The 25000-nt window shown below is 39.1% G+C and carries 18 protein-coding genes, 1 tRNA gene and 2 rRNA genes (1 of these 21 cut by a window edge); 18 read left to right on the forward strand and 3 right to left on the reverse strand.

Features of this window, described 5'->3' with window-relative positions; genetic code table 11:
* From dnaA to RHP56_RS00035, 7 genes are all read left to right on the forward strand, one after another.
* Positions 1-1347 carry a chromosomal replication initiator protein DnaA gene (gene dnaA / locus RHP56_RS00005; protein ID WP_002816101.1) on the forward strand — a complete coding sequence of 449 codons (1347 nt, stop codon included), beginning with the start codon at positions 1-3 and terminating at the stop codon, positions 1345-1347.
* Between the two features lie 212 nt (positions 1348-1559).
* Entirely contained in the window at positions 1560-2696 is a 1137-nt protein-coding gene (dnaN, locus tag RHP56_RS00010; RefSeq protein ID WP_014324117.1) for a DNA polymerase III subunit beta, read from the forward strand.
* 192 nt (positions 2697-2888) lie between these two features.
* Positions 2889-3335 carry a S4 domain-containing protein YaaA gene (gene yaaA / locus RHP56_RS00015; RefSeq protein WP_011679024.1) on the forward strand — a complete coding sequence of 149 codons (447 nt, stop codon included), beginning with the start codon at positions 2889-2891 and terminating at the stop codon, positions 3333-3335.
* Positions 3317-4441, forward strand: coding sequence for a DNA replication/repair protein RecF (recF, locus tag RHP56_RS00020; protein ID WP_011679025.1), 1125 nt, complete (start codon positions 3317-3319; stop codon positions 4439-4441). The genes yaaA and recF overlap by 19 nt, the downstream gene beginning before the upstream one ends.
* Positions 4442-4502: 61 nt before the next feature.
* Positions 4503-6521, forward strand: coding sequence for a DNA topoisomerase (ATP-hydrolyzing) subunit B (gene gyrB, locus RHP56_RS00025; RefSeq protein WP_011679026.1), 2019 nt, complete (start codon positions 4503-4505; stop codon positions 6519-6521).
* 74 nt (positions 6522-6595) lie between these two features.
* Positions 6596-9142, forward strand: a complete 2547-nt coding sequence (gene gyrA, locus RHP56_RS00030; RefSeq protein WP_011679027.1) for a DNA gyrase subunit A — start codon at positions 6596-6598, stop codon at positions 9140-9142.
* Between the two features lie 145 nt (positions 9143-9287).
* The gene (locus RHP56_RS00035) at positions 9288-9761 is read left to right on the forward strand and encodes a glutathione peroxidase (RefSeq protein WP_002816095.1); all 474 of its coding nucleotides are present in this window, start codon (positions 9288-9290) and stop codon (positions 9759-9761) included.
* A gap of 24 nt (positions 9762-9785) precedes the next feature.
* Here the strand turns inward: RHP56_RS00035 and RHP56_RS00040 are convergent, their stop codons facing one another.
* Both RHP56_RS00040 and RHP56_RS00045 read right to left on the reverse strand, forming a co-directional pair.
* Complete coding sequence (locus RHP56_RS00040) at positions 9786-10499, reverse strand: LytR/AlgR family response regulator transcription factor (protein WP_014324119.1); 714 nt, start codon at positions 10497-10499, stop codon at positions 9786-9788.
* On the reverse strand, positions 10453-11286 hold the full coding sequence (locus tag RHP56_RS00045; protein ID WP_462794704.1) for a GHKL domain-containing protein: 834 nt from the start codon (positions 11284-11286) through the stop codon (positions 10453-10455). Before RHP56_RS00045 ends, RHP56_RS00040 begins: the two co-directional genes overlap by 47 nt.
* Before the next feature lie 265 nt (positions 11287-11551).
* Here RHP56_RS00045 and RHP56_RS00050 point away from each other — a divergent pair, with 265 nt between their 5' ends.
* The 5 genes from RHP56_RS00050 (at position 11552) to asp3 (ending at position 18756) form a co-directional block, all read left to right on the forward strand.
* Positions 11552-13177 carry a glycosyltransferase gene (locus RHP56_RS00050; protein WP_462794705.1) on the forward strand — a complete coding sequence of 542 codons (1626 nt, stop codon included), beginning with the start codon at positions 11552-11554 and terminating at the stop codon, positions 13175-13177.
* Positions 13174-14646 (forward strand): glycosyltransferase, encoded by a 1473-nt coding sequence (locus RHP56_RS00055; RefSeq protein WP_042251850.1) that lies wholly within the window; start codon positions 13174-13176, stop codon positions 14644-14646. The genes RHP56_RS00050 and RHP56_RS00055 overlap by 4 nt, the downstream gene beginning before the upstream one ends.
* 61 nt (positions 14647-14707) lie before the next feature.
* Positions 14708-16171 carry an accessory Sec system protein Asp1 gene (gene asp1, locus RHP56_RS00060; RefSeq protein WP_258984344.1) on the forward strand — a complete coding sequence of 488 codons (1464 nt, stop codon included), beginning with the start codon at positions 14708-14710 and terminating at the stop codon, positions 16169-16171.
* 27 nt (positions 16172-16198) lie between these two features.
* Positions 16199-17719: an accessory Sec system protein Asp2 gene (gene asp2 / locus RHP56_RS00065; RefSeq protein WP_102753440.1), complete on the forward strand. Its 1521-nt coding sequence runs from the start codon at positions 16199-16201 to the stop codon at positions 17717-17719.
* Positions 17719-18756 carry an accessory Sec system protein Asp3 gene (asp3, locus tag RHP56_RS00070; protein ID WP_042251843.1) on the forward strand — a complete coding sequence of 346 codons (1038 nt, stop codon included), beginning with the start codon at positions 17719-17721 and terminating at the stop codon, positions 18754-18756. The genes asp2 and asp3 overlap by 1 nt, the downstream gene beginning before the upstream one ends.
* 44 nt (positions 18757-18800) lie before the next feature.
* Here the strand turns inward: asp3 and RHP56_RS00075 are convergent, their stop codons facing one another.
* Entirely contained in the window at positions 18801-19175 is a 375-nt protein-coding gene (locus tag RHP56_RS00075; RefSeq protein ID WP_011679032.1) for a PaaI family thioesterase, read from the reverse strand.
* A 35-nt stretch (positions 19176-19210) separates the two neighbouring features.
* Between RHP56_RS00075 and menB the strand changes: the two genes are divergently transcribed.
* The 6 genes from menB to RHP56_RS00105 form a co-directional block, all read left to right on the forward strand.
* The gene (menB, locus tag RHP56_RS00080; protein WP_036092883.1) at positions 19211-20044 is read left to right on the forward strand and encodes a 1,4-dihydroxy-2-naphthoyl-CoA synthase; all 834 of its coding nucleotides are present in this window, start codon (positions 19211-19213) and stop codon (positions 20042-20044) included.
* A 20-nt stretch (positions 20045-20064) separates the two neighbouring features.
* Positions 20065-20859, forward strand: a complete 795-nt coding sequence (locus RHP56_RS00085) for a carbon-nitrogen family hydrolase (protein ID WP_102753439.1) — start codon at positions 20065-20067, stop codon at positions 20857-20859.
* A gap of 12 nt (positions 20860-20871) precedes the next feature.
* Positions 20872-22056 (forward strand): pyridoxal phosphate-dependent aminotransferase, encoded by a 1185-nt coding sequence (locus RHP56_RS00090; protein WP_462794706.1) that lies wholly within the window; start codon positions 20872-20874, stop codon positions 22054-22056.
* A 493-nt stretch (positions 22057-22549) separates the two neighbouring features.
* Positions 22550-24100 (forward strand): 16S ribosomal RNA (locus RHP56_RS00095).
* 114 nt (positions 24101-24214) lie between these two features.
* Positions 24215-24287 (forward strand) — tRNA-Ala (locus RHP56_RS00100).
* A gap of 188 nt (positions 24288-24475) precedes the next feature.
* Positions 24476-25000, forward strand: a 23S ribosomal RNA gene (locus RHP56_RS00105); it runs 2391 nt beyond the window's last position.
* Together the 16S and 23S rRNA genes with 1 tRNA gene alongside form the textbook arrangement of a ribosomal RNA operon.

Consider the following 25000-nt stretch of genomic DNA (forward strand, 5'->3'; position numbering starts at 1 on the left):
GTGACAAAACCAATAACCAAAGAAGAATTATGGTCAAAAGTGCAAGCCGAATTTTTTACCAAGCTCGGTCGTGTTACTTTTTCCACCTATATAGAACCGCTAAAACCGCTGACACTAGGGGATACCAGTTTAACATTAGCAGTACCAAGTGATATGGCACAAGATATCATTGATCAATGGGATAGTGAATACTCCATGGATTTTGTACAATTTGCCATGTCGATTGCTGATGGTTTTATTAAGCCCGACTTGCAAGTGGCCGAAGCAAAGCCTACCACTATACCAACTTTTTCAGATAATTTATCATTTACGCGCGAATCTGACTTAAATCCAGATTTTACTTTTGAAAAATTTGTTATCGGTTCAGGAAACGAAAATGCCTATGCTGTCGCGCGTGCAGTTGCTGATGAGCCTGGACAAGTATACAATCCTTATTTAATTTATGGTGGGGTTGGTCTTGGGAAAACACATTTGATGCAAGCTATCGGCAACGCGTATGCTGTGTCGACGCCAAGCGCACACATCAAATACGCTACAGCTGAAGATTTTTTGAACGATTTTACTGAATCTTTGCGCGCAGGGGATGGTGCTACAGCAGCTTTTAAGCAAGAATATCGTTCTGTTGACCTCTTACTTGTTGATGACATCCAATTCTGGTCTGGAAAAGAAAAAGTTCAGGAAGAATTTTTCAATACTTTTAACGTTTTAACTAAAAATGGTAAACAAATCGTTATGACTTCAGATAAATTACCAACAGAGATTGTTGATCTACAAACACGATTAACATCACGTTTTGAAGCCGGCATTATGATGGATATTCAAAAACCTGATTTACCGACAAGAGTAGCTATTCTACAAAATTTGTCTGAATCTGATGGCTTAGATATTCCTAACGATGTGTTAGAACTGATTGCCGAAAAAATTGATTCCAATGTGCGTAGCTTAGAAGGGGCGTTTCATAAGTTTGAAGCCAGCTTGCGATATATGAATAAACCGGCTACAAAAGAGACTGCTCAACAAATATTAGGTGATTTAAATATTAATCAAGGCTTCAAGATCACTGTTGAGCGCATTCAACAGGTTGTGGCAGATTATTATATGCAAACTATTGATGATCTTAAAAGTTCAAGTCGCAAAAAAGATCTTGTCACTGCACGGCATGTTGCTATGTATCTAACAAGAACGCTAACAAATGAAAGTTTGCCTGACATTGGCCGTTCATTTGGTGGGCGAGATCATTCTTCGGTACTACATGCCACGACCAAAATAACTGAAAAATCAGAGAGCGATTCGCGTACAAAGGAAATGTTGGACGCCCTAACTGATGAAATTAAACATGGCAAATAACTCTAAGCATTGCTCATAAAAACGTATGTTTATAAAGTTGTAAAAATAGGGTAGTTACCAACAGCGTTGTGAACAACTACTTGTAAACGTTCTGTTAGTCACAGGTGACTTTTCCACAACATCAACACCCCTTATTATTACTACTACATATTTTTTATATAATTATTAATATAACTATCACTTATTTGCTTAATTTAAAAAGGAGTAACATCATGCAATTTACAATTAACCGTTCAGCCTTTATTAAAGCACTCAATGATGTATCACGTGCTATTTCATCACGAACAACTATTCCAATTTTGACTAATATCAAATTAGTTTTAAATGATGAAGAATTAGTCCTTACTGGTTCAAATGCAGATATTTCTATTGAAACAACTGTGCCACAATCAGATACTAGTGCCCAATTAATTATCACAACTCCTGGTGGCATTACCTTACCGGCAACTTTCTTTATTAATATTGTTAAGCGCCTTCCTAATGATGCAATGACTCTTAATGTTGAGGGCTTACGAGCTACTATTACATCTGGTGCCTCATCATTTACAATTAATGGACAAGACGTACAAAACTACCCACAATTACCAGAAATGGATGATGTGCAAAGTTTGAGTGTTTCTGCTGCGCAACTTGTCGATATTATTTCGCAAACAAAAATTTCAGCTTCTACACAAGAAAGTCGACCAATTTTAACTGGGATACATCTACAATTAACAGGAAATAGCGTGAAGGCAGTTACAACTGATTCTCATCGCTTATCCCAACGCATTGTTCAACTAACAGGAACTGACGCCAACAATGTTGATGCAAATGTAATTATTCCAGCAAAATCTTTTAATGAATTACAAGCATTACTCGAGGGACAAGATCGTGTGGAAATCAAGTTTTCTACAAACCAAGCGGTGTTTGATTTAGGACATACAACATTTTATTCACGTTTACTAGAGGGAAACTATCCTGAGACAGATCGTTTGATTCCCACGGAGAGCACGACACAAATCACAATTGAGGCAAGCTCATTACTGGGTGCAATTGATCGAGCAAGCTTACTGAGTCACGAAAGTCGGAATAACGTTGTTCAATTGTCATTAAAAGCAGGGCGTGCAGTGTTAACCGGTACATCTCAAGAAGTTGGACAGGTGACCGAAGAGTTGAATGCCAATAGCATTGAAGGGGAGGACTTAGAAATCTCTTTCAATCCGGATTACGTTCGTGATGCTTTGCGTATTTTTAATGGCAAGCGTGTAGATGTTAAATTTACAAGTAATTTACGTCCGTTTACTTTGACACCTGAAGGAGAGACAGACAATAAACAATTACAACTCATAACACCAGTCCGCACGTTTTAAATTGAAAAATATGTCATTTGTTCAAATACTTGAAAATAAACCCGTTTAAACAAAAATAAACAAAACACACTAACGAGGCCTAGAATTGCTTATATACAATTTTAGGCCTCGTTTTTGAGCTTTTAGGGTTTAAAAATGGTATAATACTATAGTAACTACCGTGACCATTAACTCACAAAGAGAAAGCGATATATGACAACCAGCGTACGTATCACAACTGAATACATTACTTTGACACAATTATTAAAAGAAGAGAACATTATTTCATCAGGCGGCCAGGCCAAATATTATTTAATGGATTTTCCGGTGTTACTCAACGGAGAAACAGAAAATCGTCGCGGTAAAAAGTTATACGATCATGATGAGATTGTTATTGATGGCGAAACATACACAATTGAATTAGCAGAGAATGCTGAAGAGTTGATAGCAGAAGCTGAGACGCAAAGAGCTGAACGTGCTATGAACGCTAAAAAAACCGTCCGTGATGATCGTATTAAGGCACAAAAGGCAGCTGCAGCCAAAGCCCGTAAGGAAGCTAGATTTGCTGAATTACGCAAAAAAAATCGTACTCGTGCTGGTGGATTTGGTCGCTCGACAAACAAACCTAAAGGACCCGGTTCGTGGAACTCGAATCGTTAAAGCTCGATCATTATCGTAATTATTCAGATTTAACGCTGGAATTCAGCTCGGGTGTGAATGTTTTTCTTGGTGAAAATGCGCAAGGAAAAACAAACTTATTAGAAAGTATTTATGTATTGGCACTTGCAAGGTCACATAGAACCAGTAGTGACAAAGACTTGGTCCAATGGCAAGCAAAAGAAGCAACTATCAGTGGCCGGGTTAAACGTTCTATTAGTGAGACCCCGCTGTCGCTCCATTTTTCTAATAAGGGTAAAAAAGCACGGGTTAATCATCTTGAACAATCAAAGCTGTCGCATTATATCGGGCAACTCAATGTCATTTTGTTTGCACCAGAAGATCTTGAGCTGGTTAAAGGGGCGCCAAGCGTACGTCGCCGTTTTATTGACATGGAGTTTGGCCAAATGAACCCCTTGTATTTGTATAATACGACACAATACAAGCGGATTTTAAAAGAAAGAAATGCTTATCTTAAGCGTTTGCAACTTAAACAGACAACGGACACAGTATTCTTGGATGTATTGAGTGAACAATTGGTTGATGTAGGTTCACAAATTTTAATTGCACGTCAAGAATTTTTGAACAAATTAGAATTGGCTGCACAACCAATTCACGCTGAAATATCTGATCAGCGTGAAGCTTTGAAATTACGATATATGAGTTCGGTTGATTTTGCTTCAGATGCTAGTCTTGAAGAGGTGAAATCGGTATTCGCTGATGCATTGTCACGTCAGCGTTCACGTGAAATTATGCAAGGATCGACAATGGTTGGCCCTCATCGCGACGAATTACAATTTGATGTTAATGGGAATAATGTTGCTATTTTTGGTTCACAAGGACAGCAACGAACAACGGCGTTGGCTATTAAATTAGCCGAAATTGATTTAATGCAACAAGAAACTGGGGAGTATCCAGTATTGCTTCTCGATGATGTACTTAGTGAACTTGATGCCAGTCGGCAGACACATTTATTATTGGCAATTCAAGATAAGGTGCAAACATTTATCACTGCACCAACACTCAGCGATATTGCACGGCAACTCATTCGAAAACCACGTGTGTTTCATGTGAAACAAGGAGTGATTACACTCGAAAACGACACATAGGTTAAATCAATGAATTGATTTTGCTATGTGATGATAATAGATAGTACATAAAGGATACAAAATGGCAGAAAATAACGAAAATATAGATCAAGAATTAGAATCAGTTGATGATATTATTACTGATGACGAAGAAATCCGACACGCTAGCACGGTTGATGCGAAGGCCGGTGATTATAATGCTGATCAAATTCAAGTATTGGAAGGCTTAGAGGCTGTTCGTAAGCGTCCCGGAATGTATATAGGAACGACTACAGCCCAAGGTTTGCATCATTTGGTGTGGGAGATTGTCGACAACGGTATTGATGAAGCGTTGGCAGGATTTGCTTCCCACATAACGGTAACAATCGAAAAAGATAATTCAATTACTGTAACAGATGATGGACGAGGTATTCCGGTTGATATCCAAACAAAAACAGGGAAACCCGCGCTAGAGACTGTGTTTACCGTGCTTCACGCTGGTGGAAAGTTTGGTGGCGGCGGGTATAAAGTATCTGGTGGATTGCATGGTGTTGGTGCTTCTGTTGTTAATGCGTTGTCAACCGACTTAGATGTTAAAGTGGTTCGTGATAATAAAGTTTACTATATGGACTTCAAAGTTGGTCGTGTTCACACAACTATGAGAACCTTAGACGAGGAACCAACGATTGAACGCGGCACAATTGTTCACTTTAAGCCTGATACTGATATTTTTCGCGAGACAACAACTTATAATTACAAGACTTTGTTGACACGTGTGCGCGAGTTGGCCTTTTTAAATAAAGGATTACGTATTTCGATTGCTGACAAACGTTTAGAAGAACCAATCAAAGAGAGCTTCCATTTTGAAGGTGGTATTAAAGAATATGTTCAATACCTAAACGAAGATAAGCAAGTTATTTTTCCTGAACCGGTTTATGTTGAGGGTGAGGAAAATGGAATTGTCGTTGAAGCTGCTTTACAATACACAACTGACATAAAAGACAGTTTGCGTACTTTTGCAAACAATATTAATACTTATGAAGGCGGGACGCATGAAACCGGCTTTAAAACAGCATTGACACGTGTGATTAATGATTATGCACGTAAAAGTGGTCAAATTAAAGACGGTGCGGAAAGTTTGACTGGTGAAGATGTTCGTGAAGGAATGACAGCGATTGTTTCTATCAAGCATCCAGATCCACAATTTGAGGGACAAACTAAGACCAAACTAGGCAATTCTGATGCGCGTCAAGCCACAGATCGCATGTTCTCAGAAACATTTAGTCGTTTCATGATGGAAAACCCAAATGTTGCTAAACAAATTGTTGAAAAAGGTGTCTTGGCTCAAAAAGCACGTTTAGCAGCTAAACGTGCTCGCGAAATGACGCGTAAACAATCTGGTTTGGAGATTGGTAATCTACCCGGAAAGTTGGCAGATAACACATCAAATGACCCTGCCATTTCAGAATTGTTCATCGTTGAGGGTGACTCTGCCGGTGGTTCTGCTAAGCAAGGACGAAACCGTGTAACACAAGCTATTTTGCCAATTCGTGGTAAAATTTTGAACGTGGGGAAAGCTTCACTGGAACGTGTTTTGGCTAACGAAGAAATTCGCTCGCTCTTTACAGCTATGGGCACTGGCTTTGGGGATGATTTTAATGTTGAAAAAGCTAACTATCATAAAGTTATTATTATGACTGATGCGGATGTTGATGGCGCACATATTCGTACGTTACTTTTGACATTATTTTATCGCTATATGCGACCCTTGGTTGATGCTGGCTATATTTATATTGCTCAGCCACCTTTGTATGGCGTTGCTTTAGGCAACAACAAATCAATGACTTACTTGGATTCTGATGAAGAACTTGAGTCATATTTGTCGCAATTGCCATCCAATGTTAAGCCAAAAGTGCAACGATACAAGGGACTTGGAGAAATGGATTATGATCAATTAGCTGATACGACCATGGATGCTCAGAACCGTCGTTTATTACGTGTTGATCCAGCTGATGCTGAAGAAGCTGAAGCAGTTATTGACATGTTGATGGGTGGCGATGTGCCTCCACGTCGAAAGTTTATTGAAGATAATGCAGTCTTTGTTGAAAATTTGGATATTTAATCCAAGTGTGTTTAGTATTGAATTTAAAAACACAATATAAAAGTCATAAAATATTTGCGAGGAGTAAATAAGTAATGTCTGAGTTAAACGACAGCCGTATTAAAAATGCGAATTTGTCAGAACAAATGAAAACGTCATTCTTGTCATATGCCATGTCTGTTATTGTGGCACGTGCACTGCCAGATGTGCGCGATGGCATGAAGCCGGTACATCGACGAATTCTGTATTCAATGATTGAACAGGGAAACACACCAGATAAGCCACACAAAAAGTCGGCTCGTATTGTTGGGGATGTAATGGGTAAATATCACCCCCACGGAGATTCTGCAATTTATGAGTCAATGGTCCGGATGGCACAACCTTTTTCATACCGACACATGTTAATTGACGGTCACGGAAACTTTGGTTCTGTCGATGGCGACGGTGCTGCTGCTATGCGGTATACGGAAGCTCGTTTGAGTAAAGTCGCCATGGAAATGGTTCGTGATTTAAACAAAGATACAGTTAATTTTATTCCCAACTATGATGGTGAGGAACGCGAACCGGAAGTATTACCAGCACGTTTTCCAAATTTGTTGGTTAACGGGGCCACCGGAATTGCTGTTGGAATGACAACGAACATTCCAACGCATAACCTTGCTGAAGTGATTTCTGCGCTTCATATTTTGATGAATAATCCAGAGGCTACCACAGCCGACCTGATGGAAGCATTACCTGGACCCGATTTTCCCACTGGTGGTATTGTTATGGGAAAGTCAGGTATTCGTCGTGCATATGAAACTGGACGTGGCACTGTAACTGTACGTGCAAAAGTAGATATTGAGCAACTTAAATCAGGTAAAGAGCAGATTGTTGTAACTGAGCTACCTTACGCCGTTAACAAGGCGCGTTTAATTGAGCGTATATCTGAATTAGCACGTGATAAAAAGATAGAAGGCATCACAGGAATTCGCGATGAATCGGATCGTGAAGGCTTACGAATTTCTATTGATGTTCGTCGCGATGCTTCGGCAAGTGTCATTTTAAATAATCTATATAAGCAAACATTATTGCAGACTAGTTTTAGCTTTAATATGTTGGCGATTGATCACGGTGCGCCTAAGACAATGAGTTTGAAAGAGATACTTGTTGCTTATCTGGCACATCAACGTGAAGTTATCCGTCGTCGTACAGTATTTGAATTACAAAAGGCACAAGCGCGCGCGCACATTTTAGAAGGTTTACGCATTGCGCTTGATCATATAGACGAAATTATCACAATTATCCGTTCGTCAAAGACCTCTGAGGAAGCTAAAACTCGTTTAATTAATGGTTATGCTTTATCTGATAAACAAGCACAAGCTATCTTGGACATGCGTTTGGTTCGTTTGACTGGCTTGGAACGTGACAAGATTGAAGAAGAATATCAAAAACTTGTTGCTCTGATTGCTGATTTGAAAGATATTTTGGCGCATGAAGAACGTGTTGATGAAATTATTTATAATGAGCTACTAGAAATCCAAACAAAGTTTGGTGACAAGCGTCGCACAGAATTGCAGGTTGGTGACGTTCTAAGTATTGAAGATGAAGATTTGATTGAAGAAGAAGATGTAATCGTAACATTGACTAATAGTGGTTACATCAAACGCGTTGCAACTGGAGAGTTTAAGGCACAAAATCGAGGTGGTCGTGGTGTTCAGGGTATGAATGTTCATGATGAGGATTTTGTTGACCAGATGATCTCTACATCAACGCATGATACTTTGTTGTTCTTTACTAATAAGGGTAAAGTCTACCGTATGAAAGGCTATGAAGTACCAGAATATGGTCGCCAAGCGAAGGGAATCCCAGTTGTTAATCTTTTGAATTTTGAAGGAAATGAAAAAATTCAAACCGTTATCAATGTTCGTGGGGAAGCCGGTGAAAGCAATGATTACCTATTCTTTGTAACTCGTTTGGGTGTTGTCAAGCGTACAGCGGTAAAGGAATTTGCAAATATTCGTACGAATGGACTAAAAGCCTTAACTTTGCATGATGATGATGAAGTACTATCTGTTCAAATTACTGATGGTACGCAAAATATTATTATTGCGACACACAATGGTTATTCAGTTAGTTTTGCTGAAAACGATGTACGTGTTATGGGACGTTCAGCTGCTGGAGTCCGTGGGATTCGCCTTCGCGAAGGGGATCTAGTGGTTGGTTCTGACGTGTTGGAAAAAGATCATAATGTTTTGATCATCACGGAAAAAGGTTACGGAAAGCAAACACCAGTGAGCGAATATCCAATCAAGGGTCGTGGCGGTAAAGGAATTAAAACGGCAAATATCACCGAGAAAAATGGTCCCCTTGCTGGAATGACTATTGTTAGTGGCCAAGAAGATATTATGGTTACGACGACACAAGGTGTAATGATTCGTTTTAATGTTGATTCTGTCAGTCAGACAGGACGTGCAACACTGGGTGTGCGTTTGATTCGCTTAGAAGGTAATGCCAAAGTGGCTACGTTAGCAAAAGTAGAACACGAGGAAGTGCTAGAGGATGTTTCACGTGAAACATCTGATAAGGCACCGTTGGATGAGCAACAAATTGACCAAGTTTCAGAACTATTAGATCGAGCACAAGACGATACTGATAAATAACAAAAAATAAACCAACAGGACGTTAGTAGCCTGTTGGTTTATTTTTTTATAAAAGATAGAACAATTGAAAACTTGGTAGAAAACAAATAGTATAACAACTAATTTTCATAATGTTATAATACATTAAAATTAAGGAGTAGTGATTATGAGCATATACGATTATTTTGCAACCTTAGAAAACGGAGAAACTTATTCACTTAATAAGCTAGCCAATCATCCAGTAGTGATTGTTAATACTGCTACGAAGTGCGGCTATGCACCACAATTTGGTGAGTTAGAAAAATTATATAAGAAGTATAAAGATAAGGGACTAGTAATTTTAGGCTTTCCATCTAATCAATTCAAACAAGAGTTAGAAACCGCATCACAAGCAGCCCAAGCATGTCAACTTACTTATGGTGTAACTTTTCCAATGCATCAACTAGTTGCCGTGAATGGTAAAAACACAGATCCTTTGTTTAAATATTTGAAAGAGAATTCAAAAGGAATGCTGGGTAGTAGCACAATCAAATGGAATTTTACAAAGTTTTTAGTGGATAAGGAGGGAAACGTCGTAAAACGCTATGCCCCAAAAACAGAACCCAAGGATCTTGAAGAAGATATTGAAGATGTTTTATGAATGTCACGCATTCCGGTAAAAACCTTAAGTACGTATTGTTGGTGTCTTAAACTGGATCAAATGGTGTTGGAATTTACGTGTCACCGGTAACAGTGTACCATCTGTTAATTCAATTATTTTTTCTGACTTTAAGTATTGCTTGATAAAGTCACGATTAATACAAAATGATGCATGAATCTGTATGAAGTTTTCATGGCTTGAAGCAATAGTTTTGATTGTATTTCGAATTTTGCTTACACCATTCTTTGTGAAAACATTGATATAATGTGTACCCTTATTACTGGAGACATAAGAAAGATGGTTGAGGTCGAATTGGACGAGGTGTGCACCATTGCGTATAGTAATCAGGTTAGGAGATTTTTTATCGTATCGTTTAAGTACTTGATCAGCTGTGTAAATAGCCGACTTGAGTTGTTGTGCGAACGCAGACTCAGGTTGTGATTTGTCAATAAAGTCCAATGCACTGATGTGATGTTGAAATGTGTGCCATGATAATTCACAATGAGTTGTGACAATAATAATCGGTGAAATAATATCATTCTTGCGAATTAGTTGCGCAGTTTGAAGACCTGCATAAATGACGTCTTTAATTTCAAGATCCAGTAAAATAATCTTCGGGGTTTTATCTTTTAGCACTGCAGATAATAAATTGGCAGGCGAAGTGAACGTGTGAATATGTTGTATATACTGTTTAATACGCTTTTGTTGTGTAATGTCGTCTTCTAGCAGATAAATCATTGTGAAGTTCTCCGATAGTAAGCGTCTGCGTAAAATTCTGATTCATCAAAGTAGCATGCATCGAAATCGTAGGCATCCGCGCCATGTACTGTTCTACAAAGGTTAATCCAATACCAGAGTGACCCGGTTTCGTTGAGAAACCATTTTTGTTCATGTTTGAAAGGGTCACATTCTGATTAATGGTATTTGTAATACTGACAATATGATAATCGTTATCTGACAAAATAGATAAAATGACCTTCCTTTCGATGCTGTTTATGGCTCCCTCAATGGCATTATCAAGCAAAATACCAATAGTTCGATAAAGATCTAGCGTCACAGTCATATTGAACTTTTCTGCAATATCGACTTTAAAAAATAGACCACTATCAATAGCATATTGATTTTTGACAACGAGTAAACTACGTAGGTTTAAATCGGTGATCAATTGAAGATTTAAAGTTGGTGAAAGAGGTAAAGCACTAGTACTTTCTGATAAGAAAGAATGATAGACTTCTTCTATTTCACATAAATTTTTGGTATCAATCGCTAGAGCTAAACTGGCAAGTATATTTTTATAGTCATGTTGAAAATGTCTGTAGGACGAACAAATTTGCTCCAGTTTCGTAACATATGTCTGTGTGGCGCGACTTTCATATTCGTGTTGTGTGCGTAATTGCTGAAAATACCTGCAGAGAGGGTAGATCATGATAATTAGTAAAAAAATAAGTGTTAATTCAACTAACCAGATAGAATCTAAGAACATATTGATAGGTATCGTAATTGATAAATTCAGAGTAGGGTTCATTTTGAAAGTCTTTCGTTTGTATAATAATAGAGGATTATGTAAATAAATTACAAATACTTTGCTAATCGTATAATACGAAATAAATTTTCGAAAAGCTTATTTTGAATTCATAGCGTTGTCGGTTTAATTGCTAATTAATCCTTGGGTTTTAAAATTGGATATAACTAGGGTGAGAATTATATTTTCTTAATTCGGAAAGGAATTGGTGACAGCATACGTGAGCATTCTGCTGACTGTTTACATTTGTTAGGTCATGATTTATAGAATGATTTTTTTCTTAAATGCAACTATGCAACCACAGAAATCAGGAATTGAGCATGCGCAATTAAAACGCGCCGATCTTTTTCGAGCACACGGAGAACAGTTTAAAATTGTGCTTCGCGAATGGGATCCTCTTTTGCATGAAAATATAAAAGCAACCAGCTTACAATCCTTCGAGGTGATTAACATGTTTGATTATTTTCAAGAAGCAACCGAGGTATTTGATCAGACGATAACAGTTAATGATCTGGATTTTGGTGTGGCTAACACGCATAGAGTTGAAGAGCTTAAAAAAAATCGTTATCTTATTTACGATATAAATCAACAGCTTATTGCTCGTGTTAATTATCGGACTGATCAAAAGCAAGTAGCCTCTACTGAGTTATTTGATGGTTTTGGTAATTTATATTGTGTTAATATGTATGATTCTCGAGGCTTTGTTTCTCTATCTCAATGGTACACACCTGATAATAAAATTGGTTCCGAAACATGGCAAAGTCCCGAAGGGAGAACGGTTTTAGAAGCATTTAACAAAATTAATAGTGATGGATCTGTTGAAAAAGTTTGTTGGCGGTTGATGAGTAGGGTAGGCGAAATCCATATTTTTGATACACTTGAGCAAGTAACCTTGCACTTTTTAAATTTGCTTAATGATGAGTACTGGTCAAAAAATGAACCAAATATTTTTATATTAGATCGTGCACATTTAGCTCAAACTGTATTGCGTTATTTGGATAAACCATCGTACAATGTACTTTTTTTGCATAATTCTCATGCTAGTGACGCGAGTCATCCTGAAAAGGGCATATTAAATAATAATTATGAGTATAGTTTGTTTAATATTAACGTCTATGATGCTGTGGTTAGCGCTACGGAAAGGCAAACAAATGATATTCGCAGTCGATTCAAACCAACCACGAAACTATTTACAATTCCAGTTGGCGTTATACCAATGAAACAGTTACAACAGCAACGTGTGCCTATGGCAGAGCGAACATTTGGTAAAGTCGTGGCATTGGCACGTAAAGCACCAGAAAAACAACTTGACCAATTAGTAAAAGCGGTTGCGTATGCGCGCCAGCAAGTGCCACAAATAACGCTTGATTTATATGGGTACAAGGATCCAACCAATAATTTTCTTGCTGAACGTTTGATTGAGTCAGCCATTAGAGAAAATAATTTAGAAAACATTGTGACATTGCATGATTATACTGATCAGGTTGCATTGGTCGAACAAGACGCGCAAGTTTTTGGTGTTACTTCAAGTATGGAAGGGTTTAATTTATCGCTGATGGAAGCGTTGGCACAGGGAGACATTGGGGTAACTTACGATGTCAACTATGGTCCAAATGCAATTATTAATGAGGGAAAAAATGGTTACATCGTGCCTCTAAATGACTACAAATCTATGGGTGAAGCGTTAATTCACATCTTCAAAGAGCCACGTCTCATGCAACAACTCAGCGACACATCCTATGAAATGTCTTATCGATATAGTTCTGACACGGTGTGGGCACAATGGTGTTTACTTTTGGTCGATGCAAAAAAAATGTGGCCAGTCAAACAAGCTAATTATTTTCATATGACGATTAATGATCTAAAGGGTGCGGATGAGGAGAGTGAATCATGAATTATTTCATTTCGGAGAATGCATTTGAATTTAACTCCGGTACTGAATTTTCTCAGGCTGCTCGCACATCGATGTATAATTCATTTGGCAATTTAACGTTATTTGTTACACGGAATTATACACCAGTATTCCATCGGACAATTAAAACCCTTGGGTTAAATGACCATCAAGTTTTGAATATGTATGATTTTTTCCAAGAGGCGACGCGGGTTAGCCGAGTCAAACAAAATTTACGCGAATCTGTCACAATTCCTAAAAAAAGATACGTCATTGAAAGTCCTAATCCCGACCAATCATTGATCCTAAATGAGGGACGCACTGTTGCTAAGGTAAATGTCATGCCGGCGACAGTTGCGCTAATGGGTAATGTTGAATACTTTGATCGCTTTGATCATATTGTTGCACGTGACGAATGGGACTATCGTGGTTTTAAGTCGTCAACCGCTTATTTTCATCCAAATGGTGAAGTTAGTCTGCAAAAATTCTATACTCCTGTTGGGAAAGTTGTTTTAGAGATCACACATATGAATGTCCAAGGGCATTTGATGCCAACGATGTATAAGTTGATTAATTATTGTGGTGCAAATTACCGGTTTAATACAGAAAATGAATTATTTACCTTTTTTATGAACGAGCAACTGAAACAAAATCCTGGGACTATAATTTTAGAAAGAGCTAGTATGTTGAATACCATACCGGGAATAAAAAGTACAAAAGGAAAATATTTTTATTTGCATAGTTCACATACAAATTTGAAGGGACAATTGTTGACAACATTAGTTGAATTGATGCGCGGGGCACTAGATTTTACCGGTATTATTGTGGCCACGAAACAACAACAGCAAGATATGCAGCCATTAACAACACTACCCGTGTTGGCTGCACCAGATACGATTGTCAAAGAAAATAAAACAAATTTATTGGCCAATTGTAAATCACATAAAATTTTAGTATTGGGCCGAATTGCCAAAGAAAAACAACCACAAGATGCGCTGTATATCCTAAAAAGCGTGCAAGCTAGTGTAGCAGATGCGACGCTAGAATTTCGGGGTTACAGTACTGATCGGCAGCTATTAAATGAGTTAGATTTATTAATTGAACAACTAGGGTTAAAAAATACTGTTACATTTGGTAACTATGTTGTTGGTAAAATGTTGGATGATGTAATAGAAGGAGCGCAAGTATTGCTATCAACCGTACCAACTGAAGGGAACGGTATGCAAAATATTGAAGCGATGTCGCATGGACTTCCTGTAATCGCGTATAATGTTAATTATGGACCAAATACATACATGTCAAATGAACAACTTGTACCAATTGGTAATTATGATCAGGCTGCAAACAGAATAGTTTCGCTATTTCAAGATGATAAGCAATGGCAAGAGGCTAGCATATTAGCGTCCCAACAAGCACAATTATTTACCAAAGATAGTGTTTATAAGCAGTGGCAAGATTTGAACTTGCAATGAGTTAAATATGATTTAGTCTAAAATCAGGAGAATTGATCTCCGTACATATGAGGTACTTTCGATGAGAATTCACATTATGCCAAACTGGAGCGAACTTGGCGTAGAGATACCACAATTTAATGACAGCATCCATCAAGCACAATTATTTTTAGAACAAGGACAAGAAGTTGCCTTCATCTTGTGTGATTATCTACCCAAATTGCGTGGTATATTGTCAAACAAAAATATTGATAAAGCTACCGTTTGGTCAGCGTTTGATGTATTACAACATATTGACTTGTCAGCGCCACGACCTGTGGCATTAAATGACTTTACTTGGCCGGATTATGCAGAGTTTATGACGTTGACCGATCGAATTCTAGTCAACGTTTCTGGCCAGCACTACGCGACAATTTGGAGTGATCAATTATCATTTGACCATATTGACTTGTTTGCTGACGATATGATGACGCAACAATTAATCATTGATGATCGAGGATTTGTATCAAAAGTTATCGTATTTGATGAGGGTAATCAAGTTCGAACAGACTACTTGACTCCTAGTGGTGATATTGTGTTGCAAGAGGATGAACTGACTGGTCTTGTAACAACGCAACAGTTGTGGACAGAGCAGACACAATTTTCTAATATGACGGTATTGATTCATGAACTCGTAAGTTATTACTTGAATAAAATACCCGATGATGAAAATATAATTATTTCTCCAAGCGTAACTACTGGTGAAATACTTGAGGATATTGCTATCAAACAACCAATAATTGTCAGCGTACAAAATAATTTTGTTGAAGTAGGCAAGAAATTGGGAAAAATTAGCGATTTTATTGTTACGGACAATGAGCGACATCAACAACAAGTAATAGCATTTGATGGTGAAACAAAGGAAGTTGCTATCGTTCCACCATACGCAACAGATATGGTGGAAAACGAACATCTCCAGAGTCCACTGGTAAGTCTATTTATTTCAGCACATAATTTATCTGTTGCACAACAAACGATAGTTATTGCTGCATTAATTAATATTATTAATGAATATGACACGACGACAGTTGTATTTGAAACTTCTGATAAAACTTCAGCAATGCAAAAACAAATTCATGAAGCGAGTTTAAAAGCTAAAAATGAGCATGGCTTGGTAGATCAGGACAGTCAAATGGCCTTTAAATCACGTTTTCATTTCTTGGAGACTCAAAATGAAGAACAACTTGTGCGTTATATGAAACACACGCAAATCCTAATTGATTTGGATAATGAACCAAATCAATTCTTACAAACCGTGGCAATTAATTTTTCTATACCACAAATTAACAGCACGGAAACAGTCTACCTTGAGCCTGATAAAAATGGTAAAGTATTGGCAGACTTTGCAGAGTTAGACAAAGCAATAAGTTTCTTTTTGGATAATAAAAAGCATTTTGAAATAGCACAAGAAGTATCCGCAGACATACAAGCGGAATATACTAGTGAAATGCTATGGATTAAATGGCAGCAAGTATTCAACAAAATCAAAAGTAAGATGAATAACTAACTAATTTGATGCAATGACAGGTGAAAAATGACAATATCAATTTTACAAATTGGCGCAGAAAACTGGGCACCATATATTACTGATAAGCTCGATTGGCACCACACATCAGTACTGGACCTACCTACTTTTTTAGCCATGCAAAGGGATCCGTACGTATTAGAACAAACCTATGTGTTGCTCACAGATGATCATCTTGAAAGCACGCTGCTATCCAGTCAAATTAATGAATGGCCTGCATTACGAGTGATTTATTTTGCTCATGAAGTAGCGTCTGATTTTCAAAAAATTCTTGATGAGCGACGCGCTTTTCGTATTGAAGAAAATACACCAGAAAATGTTGAAAAAAGAATAGTTACTGATATGGATACCAGCCAATATGGTTTTTCGACACGCTTTAGCGCCGAACAATTTATTCCTTATGTGCCTGAAGGAATTCATTTGCAACGACAAGGAGATTTTTCAACACAATTTGAAGGTGAATTTGGAGAAGATTGGCAACAATTAGGAACACTAAAGGCTGGTACAAGTGATTTTCAAAGTGGTCGGGCAAACGAGGTATGGTTGGAATACAATCATACAGAGAAAGCTGAACCGGCCTTGCTATTTGTGTTTTATAAAAATGGTGAAGTATTGACTCAACAGTTGATAGCTGGTCAATCATTGCGCCAATTGACAACTGTAGCGCCCCCTGAAGATTACGAAAATTATGAAATCTTGGTTTTGGGTAAAGGTCAGGGAACCCTTGATTTTTACGTCATTCATCAAAGAGCCTCTCGACATGGGTTGGGACATTTGCTACCAGGTGGAACGTGGCAGCTTACCAAAGAAAATGAAGAAGTGTTAAGTTACTTTAATCCCGGAGATCGTCAAAAACCACTGATTGTCAGTTTTGCGGATACGAGGCTTCATGTTGATGGGTTTGAAATGCAAGAAGCGTTAAATCGTCTAGGAACACCATATTTATTGTTTACAGATGCGCGTGTACAGGGTGGCGCATTTGATATTGGAACAGCAGAATATGAAGCGACCATCATTAGAATAATTAAGCAAAAAATGAAAACATTAGGACTACGTGCCGAAGATCTTATTTTGATGGGTGCTTCTATGGGTAGTTACCCTGCTTTGTACTACGCTGCTGATCTTAACCCCGCTGCTGTTGTCATTGCAAAACCAATTGTTAATTTGGGCACATTCACTGCTGGATCAACTATTTCACGTGGCTTTGATTATGGTTGGCGTTTAGATGTACGACGTTATTTGAGTGGCTATGTTAGGCCTGATGATAACGTAGCCATGAATGAAAAGTTATGGAAACACATTGAGAATACGAACTGGACAAATATCAAAGTGGCCTTATTTTCGATGTCTCAAGATGAATATGATGGTCAGAGCTTAGGTCAATTATTAGATTTCTTTGCCAAGCATAATGTCCCAGTAAAGCATGAAAGTGAAGAAGGGCAACATACGGAGAAACTTGATGAAATGGTTGACTTCATGATGACTAATTTAAATGTATTACAAAACACTATGCGAGTGGAGGGTGAATAATGCAATATCAAATTTATTGGACACCCAATACTGAACTGCTGGGACTTCAAGGGGCAACAGTTGACTTCAGGTCGTTGAATGAAGTGTATTATGAAAATTATTTTTTACCAAGTGGAGAGGTTGTTGCGAGATGGCATTCTACATACAACAGAATGAGTGGTCAACCGGTGGTGAAGGCAGACTTGCCCCAGCTGTCACACGGTGAGACATATGTGATAGAACGTCATATTGATGCCAGTGACCGGATGTTTGCCTATTTGGTGGTGACTTTTTTTGATCAGCAATACCAGCCAATTGCTACTTTCAGTGAAAATACTGAAAGACTGTTGATCAATACACCAGATGAATATGCTTTCTATGTTATTGATTTAGTTTCTGCAGGAAGCGGACATTTTACATTTCATAATTTCGATATTCGCATAAAAAGGGCTGGTATTTTGCGAGAAGACGACCAAGAAATAGCGCCACAATTATATAATTATTTGCACCAGCCAGAGAAAGTGACGAGTAAAGTATTACGGGTTATTTTTTCAGAGCCAGAAGAAGCGGTAACTGACTATGTCACGAAAAAAATAAAAACAACGCAACAAGCCGTATTATTTGTTGCAAGTGGCACACTAAAAGCAGGTTATTATCGTCAGTTAGAACTAATATCAGCCATTAAAACTGCACGAAAACAGGCTAAGGCGCACAGTCTTGAGTTTGTTGGTTATGGACCAATATCTAGTTACGCTGCCCTCTATTATCAGCAACAAATTAAAAAGAGTGTGGCCATAATTAGCGAAGATATTTTATTGTCCCCTGGAAAGTCAGAATGGACAATTGAACGTAGCGTTGATGGCGTCAGCTATCTTACTAGTTCGATAATGCCCAACACTCAACTTGATCTAATCATTTCACATCCAAAATATGAGCGATTAGAAACACTGACATATGAGACGCCAACGCCTGAAGAATATGAGCAGCAATTGTTGTATGAGGCAGCACATCCAAAACCTGGCGCATTCTCTAAGCTTTTTGGTCAAAAAAACAAATGATAAGTTATTTATAACCAACAAAAAAGAGCCAAACATTTACTTGTTTAGCTCTTTTTCTGTTGGTTTTTTAAGGTAACAGTAGCTATACTCGTTAATTGGTTAGTAATATTTTCTGTAATTTTAACATGCCATACTTGAAGTGAATGACCAATATTAACTGGGGTTGCAGTGGCAATCAAAATTCCTTTGCTTACTGGTTTTAAATGGTGTGTTTGGATATCGACACCAACAGGAAATTGATTATCAGATAAAGCTTCTTTTGCACCTAATGAGGCTGCTGTTTCAGCTAATAAGGCGTTAATACCACCATGAACAATGCCATAAGGTTGCATAATTTTATCAGTGACAGCTAACTCAACAACTGTTTTATCAGCAGACAATATGGTGGTTTTTAATTCTAAAAGTTCTATAATATTCATAATAACTAATTTCCTTTCTGAATGGAGTATAACAAATGACAACTTGGAGCGCTATTAAGAAGTACGACGAGATTCTTTTTGAAAAAAATAGTGATGGCAAAAATCCTGGAAAAATTGCTAAAATTACGATGAACGACGTCGCAACACACAATGCTTTTACACCGGGGATGGTATCTGAAATGATAGATGCTTTTACAATTGCACGAGATAACGCTCAAATTGGTGTGATTATTTTAACTGGTGCTGGAGATAAAGCTTTCTCCTCAGGTGGGAACCAAAAAGTACGTGGTAATGGTGGGTATGTTGGTTCTGATGGCATTCCTCGTTTAAATGTTTTGGACTTGCAACGACTAATGCGTATTATTCCTAAGCCGATTATTGCTATGGTCAAGGGTTGGTCTGTTGGCGGTGGAAACGTATTGCAATTGGTTGCTGATCTGACTGTTGCTGCTGACAATGCTAAATTTGGTCAAACAGGACCAATGGTAGGCTCGTTTGATGCTGGATATGGTTCAGGCTATTTAGCTCGAGTAATAGGGCATAAGCGTGCCAAAGAGGTATGGTTCTTGAATCATTTCTATACCGCTGAGGAAGCCTATCAAATGAATTGGATTAATAAAGTGGTCCCATTAAATGAAGTAGAAGACGCCACAATTGAATGGGCTGATGAACTATTAACTAAGTCGCCAACTGCTCTCCGCTTCATTAAAGCGGCGATGAATGCCGATACAGATGGACTTGCAGGCTTACAGCAATTTGCTGGGGATGCCACTATGCTGTACTATACATCAGACGAGGCTAAAGAAGGTCGTGATTCATTCAAAGAAAAGCGCGATCCTGATTTTGATCAATTCCCAAAGTTCCCATAAATAACGGAGGTTTAACACGTATGACCTTAAAAATTGCGATTGCACAAATTGATATAGCACTGGGGAAACCAGCCATTAATGAGCAAACAGTAATCGAGTATGCTCAGAAAGCTGCATCAGTCGAGGCTGATATTTTAGTTTATCCTGAAATGTGGAATACGGGGTATGATCTCCTTAATTTGGAGACCGTATCTGATCCTCAAGGACAAAGAAGCGTTAATTTGTTGCGTGATCTCGCTAAAAAATATCATCTCAACATTGTTGGTGGTTCTGTGGCAACAGCCCAAGCAGAGAACAAATTTTACAACACGATGTTTGTTTTCAATGACAAAGGCGAACAAGTTAGTGAATACAATAAGTTACATTTATTTGGACTAATGAATGAAGAGAAATTCATGTCAGCGGGCAATAAAACAAATCTTTTTAATTTGGCGGATGTACCATCTGCCGGTGCCATTTGCTATGATATTCGCTTTCCAGAGTGGTTACGTACTATGATGAGTCAAGGGCCACAAGAAATTTTGTATATCGTTGCCGAATGGCCAATTCAACGAATAAAACAATGGCAACTTTTGCTGCAAGCACGAGCTATTGAAAATCAAACATTTGTGGTCGCTGCGAATCGTGTAGGTCGAGATAACGACAATACATTTGGTGGTCGTTCATTAATTATTGACCCACTAGGAAATATTGTCCAACAAGCAAGCGATGACAAAGTGGAATTATTAGTAGCAGAAATTAATATTAATGATGAAAAAGCTATTCGAGGAGAAATCCCAGTGTTTAGCGATCGTCGTCCAGAACTTTACAGATAAGGTGAATAACGTATGCATTTTGAAGAATCCGACTTACTTAAAACACTACCTAAACAATTTTTTGCAACACTTGTTGCCAAAGTGAATGCGAAAATTGCTGCCGGCAAAGATGTGATTAACTTGGGGCAAGGGAACCCTGATCAACCTACCCCTGAGTATATTGTTAAATCTTTACAAGCGGCTGCAGAAAATCCGGCTGATCACAAATATTCATTATTTCGCGGTGAAGAACGTTTTAAGAAAGCCGTTGCAGAATTTTATGCTGATGAGTATGGCGTGTCAATCGACCCAGAAACAGAAGTAGCTATATTAGCCGGCTCGAAAATTGGTTTGGTTGAGCTGCCGTGGGCATTAATGAATCCTGGGGAAACATTATTATTTCCAGATCCTGGGTACCCTGATTATTTATCTGCCGCAGCATTGGGGCGCGTAAATTATGAAGCAGTACCTTTAAAGCAAGAAAATAATTTTTTGGTTGATTATGAAGCGATTCCAAACTCAGTAGCTGAAGCAGCTAAGTTTTTATATTTAAACTATCCTAACAATCCAACTGGCGCAATTGCAACTTCAGAATTTTACCAACAAACTGTGCGTTTTGCAGAAGAAAATCAGGTTGGTATTGTATCTGATTTTGCCTATGGGGCAATCGGCTATGATGGCCATAAGCCACTATCATTTCTACAAACAGAAAATTCAAAAAGTGTTGGAATTGAAACATATACTTTCTCAAAAACGTTCAATATGGCGGGGTGGCGAGTAGGATTTGCTGTTGGAAATGCAGAGATGATTGAAGCGCTTAATCTAATTCAAGATCATTTATTCGTTTCATTATTCCCAGCGGTTCAAGATGCAGCAATTGAGGCCTTAACAAATAGAGCAGCGCGTGAAAAAGCTGTTACAGATCTGACCAATCTATATCAACGTCGTCGTGATGTATTTATTAATGCAGTTCGAGAATTTGGTTGGGAACCTTACGTTCCGCGGGGAGCCTTTTATGTGTTGATGCCTGTACCTAAAGGCTATACGTCGAGTGAGTTTGCAGATTTACTATTAGAAGAAGCTAATGTTGCTGTAGCTGATGCATCTGGATTTGGTAAGGGTGGGCAAGGTTATATACGTGTCGGATTAACAATTGGTGAAGAACGTTTAGCTGAAGCTGCAAAACGAATTAGTAAGTTACCTATATTTTCAAAGTAAGCCGGAGACAGCTTATTTTTTTATTTTCATAAAAAACGAACGTTATTGACTTGTTACTGGAAATAAACAATACAGATACGATTAATAGTTTGCGAAATAAGAAAAAGGACAAGTAAAAAAAACAAGTAAAAAAAGTAGTTGACGAGGGGGAATAAAGTTGGTATATTAGTATATGTTCCGACGGAGCGAAGCGACGCAAAGCGTTGCGAGGCAAGGGGGAGCGAGAGCGTAAGGGCAGTGAGGTCGACGAAAACTTCTTAAAAGAAGTAGTTGACAAAGCGAAACGAGCGTGGTAAGATAATATAGTTGTCTCAGCGACAACGAGTAGCACATTGAAAACTGAACAAAACTTTGAACAAACGAATCTGTAGCTGTTACGTAAAGTAACAAAAACAAATTTGCGAAGTCAATTCGTAACAAACAATAAACGGATTACGTTATAGAGATATAGCGAAATATAGTCAGTTTAATCGAAGAGCAATCTTCAAATTTTCAAATTGAGAGTTTGATCCTGGCTCAGGATGAACGCTGGCGGCGTGCCTAATACATGCAAGTCGAACGCACAGCGAAAGGTGCTTGCACCTTTCAAGTGAGTGGCGAACGGGTGAGTAACACGTGGACAACCTGCCTCAAGGCTGGGGATAACATTTGGAAACAGATGCTAATACCGAATAAAACTTAGTGTCGCATGACACAAAGTTAAAAGGCGCTTCGGCGTCACCTAGAGATGGATCCGCGGTGCATTAGTTAGTTGGTGGGGTAAAGGCCTACCAAGACAATGATGCATAGCCGAGTTGAGAGACTGATCGGCCACATTGGGACTGAGACACGGCCCAAACTCCTACGGGAGGCTGCAGTAGGGAATCTTCCACAATGGGCGAAAGCCTGATGGAGCAACGCCGCGTGTGTGATGAAGGCTTTCGGGTCGTAAAGCACTGTTGTATGGGAAGAACAGCTAGAATAGGAAATGATTTTAGTTTGACGGTACCATACCAGAAAGGGACGGCTAAATACGTGCCAGCAGCCGCGGTAATACGTATGTCCCGAGCGTTATCCGGATTTATTGGGCGTAAAGCGAGCGCAGACGGTTTATTAAGTCTGATGTGAAAGCCCGGAGCTCAACTCCGGAATGGCATTGGAAACTGGTTAACTTGAGTGCAGTAGAGGTAAGTGGAACTCCATGTGTAGCGGTGGAATGCGTAGATATATGGAAGAACACCAGTGGCGAAGGCGGCTTACTGGACTGCAACTGACGTTGAGGCTCGAAAGTGTGGGTAGCAAACAGGATTAGATACCCTGGTAGTCCACACCGTAAACGATGAACACTAGGTGTTAGGAGGTTTCCGCCTCTTAGTGCCGAAGCTAACGCATTAAGTGTTCCGCCTGGGGAGTACGACCGCAAGGTTGAAACTCAAAGGAATTGACGGGGACCCGCACAAGCGGTGGAGCATGTGGTTTAATTCGAAGCAACGCGAAGAACCTTACCAGGTCTTGACATCCTTTGAAGCTTTTAGAGATAGAAGTGTTCTCTTCGGAGACAAAGTGACAGGTGGTGCATGGTCGTCGTCAGCTCGTGTCGTGAGATGTTGGGTTAAGTCCCGCAACGAGCGCAACCCTTATTGTTAGTTGCCAGCATTCAGATGGGCACTCTAGCGAGACTGCCGGTGACAAACCGGAGGAAGGCGGGGACGACGTCAGATCATCATGCCCCTTATGACCTGGGCTACACACGTGCTACAATGGCGTATACAACGAGTTGCCAACCCGCGAGGGTGAGCTAATCTCTTAAAGTACGTCTCAGTTCGGATTGTAGTCTGCAACTCGACTACATGAAGTCGGAATCGCTAGTAATCGCGGATCAGCACGCCGCGGTGAATACGTTCCCGGGTCTTGTACACACCGCCCGTCACACCATGGGAGTTTGTAATGCCCAAAGCCGGTGGCCTAACCTTTTAGGAAGGAGCCGTCTAAGGCAGGACAGATGACTGGGGTGAAGTCGTAACAAGGTAGCCGTAGGAGAACCTGCGGCTGGATCACCTCCTTTCTAAGGATAATCGGAAAGCGACAGGGACTTAAGTGTCAATTTGTTTGTTTCAAAGTTTTGTTTAGTTTTGAGTGTGATACTTTAATAGGTATCATGGTCTCAAAGTGATCCTATGGGGAATTAGCTCAGCTGGGAGAGCACCTGCTTTGCAAGCAGGGGGTCAGCGGTTCGATCCCGCTATTCTCCATAGCTAGTCGAAAGGCTAGCATGTTGTACATTGAAAACTGAATAGTAACAAATTCTTTTAAAAGCAATCGTAAGATTGCACTAAAATGAACCGAGAAACAACACAAAAAGTTCTTTAAAAAGAACGGTTTAATCGCAGGTCTGAAAAATGACCAACTCATAAACTTAAACCACAACTTCGGTTGTATAGGTTAAGTTAATAAGGGCGCGTGGTGAATGCCTTGGCACTAGGAGCCGATGAAGGACGTGACTAACTACGATAAGCTTTGGTGAGCGGTAAGTACGCTATGACCCAAAGATTTCCGAATGGGGAAACCCAACTCGTAAGAGTTGTCTGTATCTGAATACATAGGATATTTGACGGAATACGCTGTGAACTGAAACATCTCATTAGCAGCAGGAGCAGAAAGAAAAATCGATTCCCTAAGTAGCGGCGAGCGAACGGGGAAGAGCCCAAACCAACGTGCTTGCATGTTGGGGTTGTAGGACTGATATATAAGAGTTACAAAAGTGTTTTATAGCAGAACAAGTTGGGAAACTTGGCTATAGAGGGTGATAGCCCCGTAAGCGAAATGAAGCACACTCTTTTCAGGATCCTGAGTACGGCCGGACACGTGAAATCCGGTCGGAATCTGCGGGGACCATCCCGTAAGGCTAAATACTCCCTAGTGACCGATAGTGAACCAGTACCGTGAGGGAAAGGTGAAAAGCACC

Source organism: Leuconostoc sp. C5, from assembly GCF_056530425.1.

Bases quoted from the DNA above. Each gene is read 5' to 3' on its own strand.
- gyrB (WP_011679026.1), top strand. From the start codon at position 4,503: ATGGCAGAAAATAACGAAAATATAGATCAAGAATTAGAATCAGTTGAT.
- dnaN (WP_014324117.1), top strand. From the start codon at position 1,560: ATGCAATTTACAATTAACCGTTCAGCCTTTATTAAAGCACTCAATGAT.
- RHP56_RS00085 (WP_102753439.1), top strand. From the start codon at position 20,065: ATGACCTTAAAAATTGCGATTGCACAAATTGATATAGCACTGGGGAAA.
- RHP56_RS00040 (WP_014324119.1), bottom strand. From the start codon at position 10,499: ATGATTTATCTGCTAGAAGACGACATTACACAACAAAAGCGTATTAAA.
- RHP56_RS00090 (WP_462794706.1), top strand. From the start codon at position 20,872: ATGCATTTTGAAGAATCCGACTTACTTAAAACACTACCTAAACAATTT.
- asp1 (WP_258984344.1), top strand. From the start codon at position 14,708: ATGAGAATTCACATTATGCCAAACTGGAGCGAACTTGGCGTAGAGATA.
- RHP56_RS00035 (WP_002816095.1), top strand. From the start codon at position 9,288: ATGAGCATATACGATTATTTTGCAACCTTAGAAAACGGAGAAACTTAT.
- asp2 (WP_102753440.1), top strand. From the start codon at position 16,199: ATGACAATATCAATTTTACAAATTGGCGCAGAAAACTGGGCACCATAT.
- yaaA (WP_011679024.1), top strand. From the start codon at position 2,889: ATGACAACCAGCGTACGTATCACAACTGAATACATTACTTTGACACAA.
- RHP56_RS00050 (WP_462794705.1), top strand. From the start codon at position 11,552: ATGATTTTTTTCTTAAATGCAACTATGCAACCACAGAAATCAGGAATT.
- RHP56_RS00075 (WP_011679032.1), bottom strand. From the start codon at position 19,175: ATGAATATTATAGAACTTTTAGAATTAAAAACCACCATATTGTCTGCT.
- gyrA (WP_011679027.1), top strand. From the start codon at position 6,596: ATGTCTGAGTTAAACGACAGCCGTATTAAAAATGCGAATTTGTCAGAA.
- menB (WP_036092883.1), top strand. From the start codon at position 19,211: ATGACAACTTGGAGCGCTATTAAGAAGTACGACGAGATTCTTTTTGAA.
- asp3 (WP_042251843.1), top strand. From the start codon at position 17,719: ATGCAATATCAAATTTATTGGACACCCAATACTGAACTGCTGGGACTT.
- RHP56_RS00045 (WP_462794704.1), bottom strand. From the start codon at position 11,286: ATGAACCCTACTCTGAATTTATCAATTACGATACCTATCAATATGTTC.
- RHP56_RS00055 (WP_042251850.1), top strand. From the start codon at position 13,174: ATGAATTATTTCATTTCGGAGAATGCATTTGAATTTAACTCCGGTACT.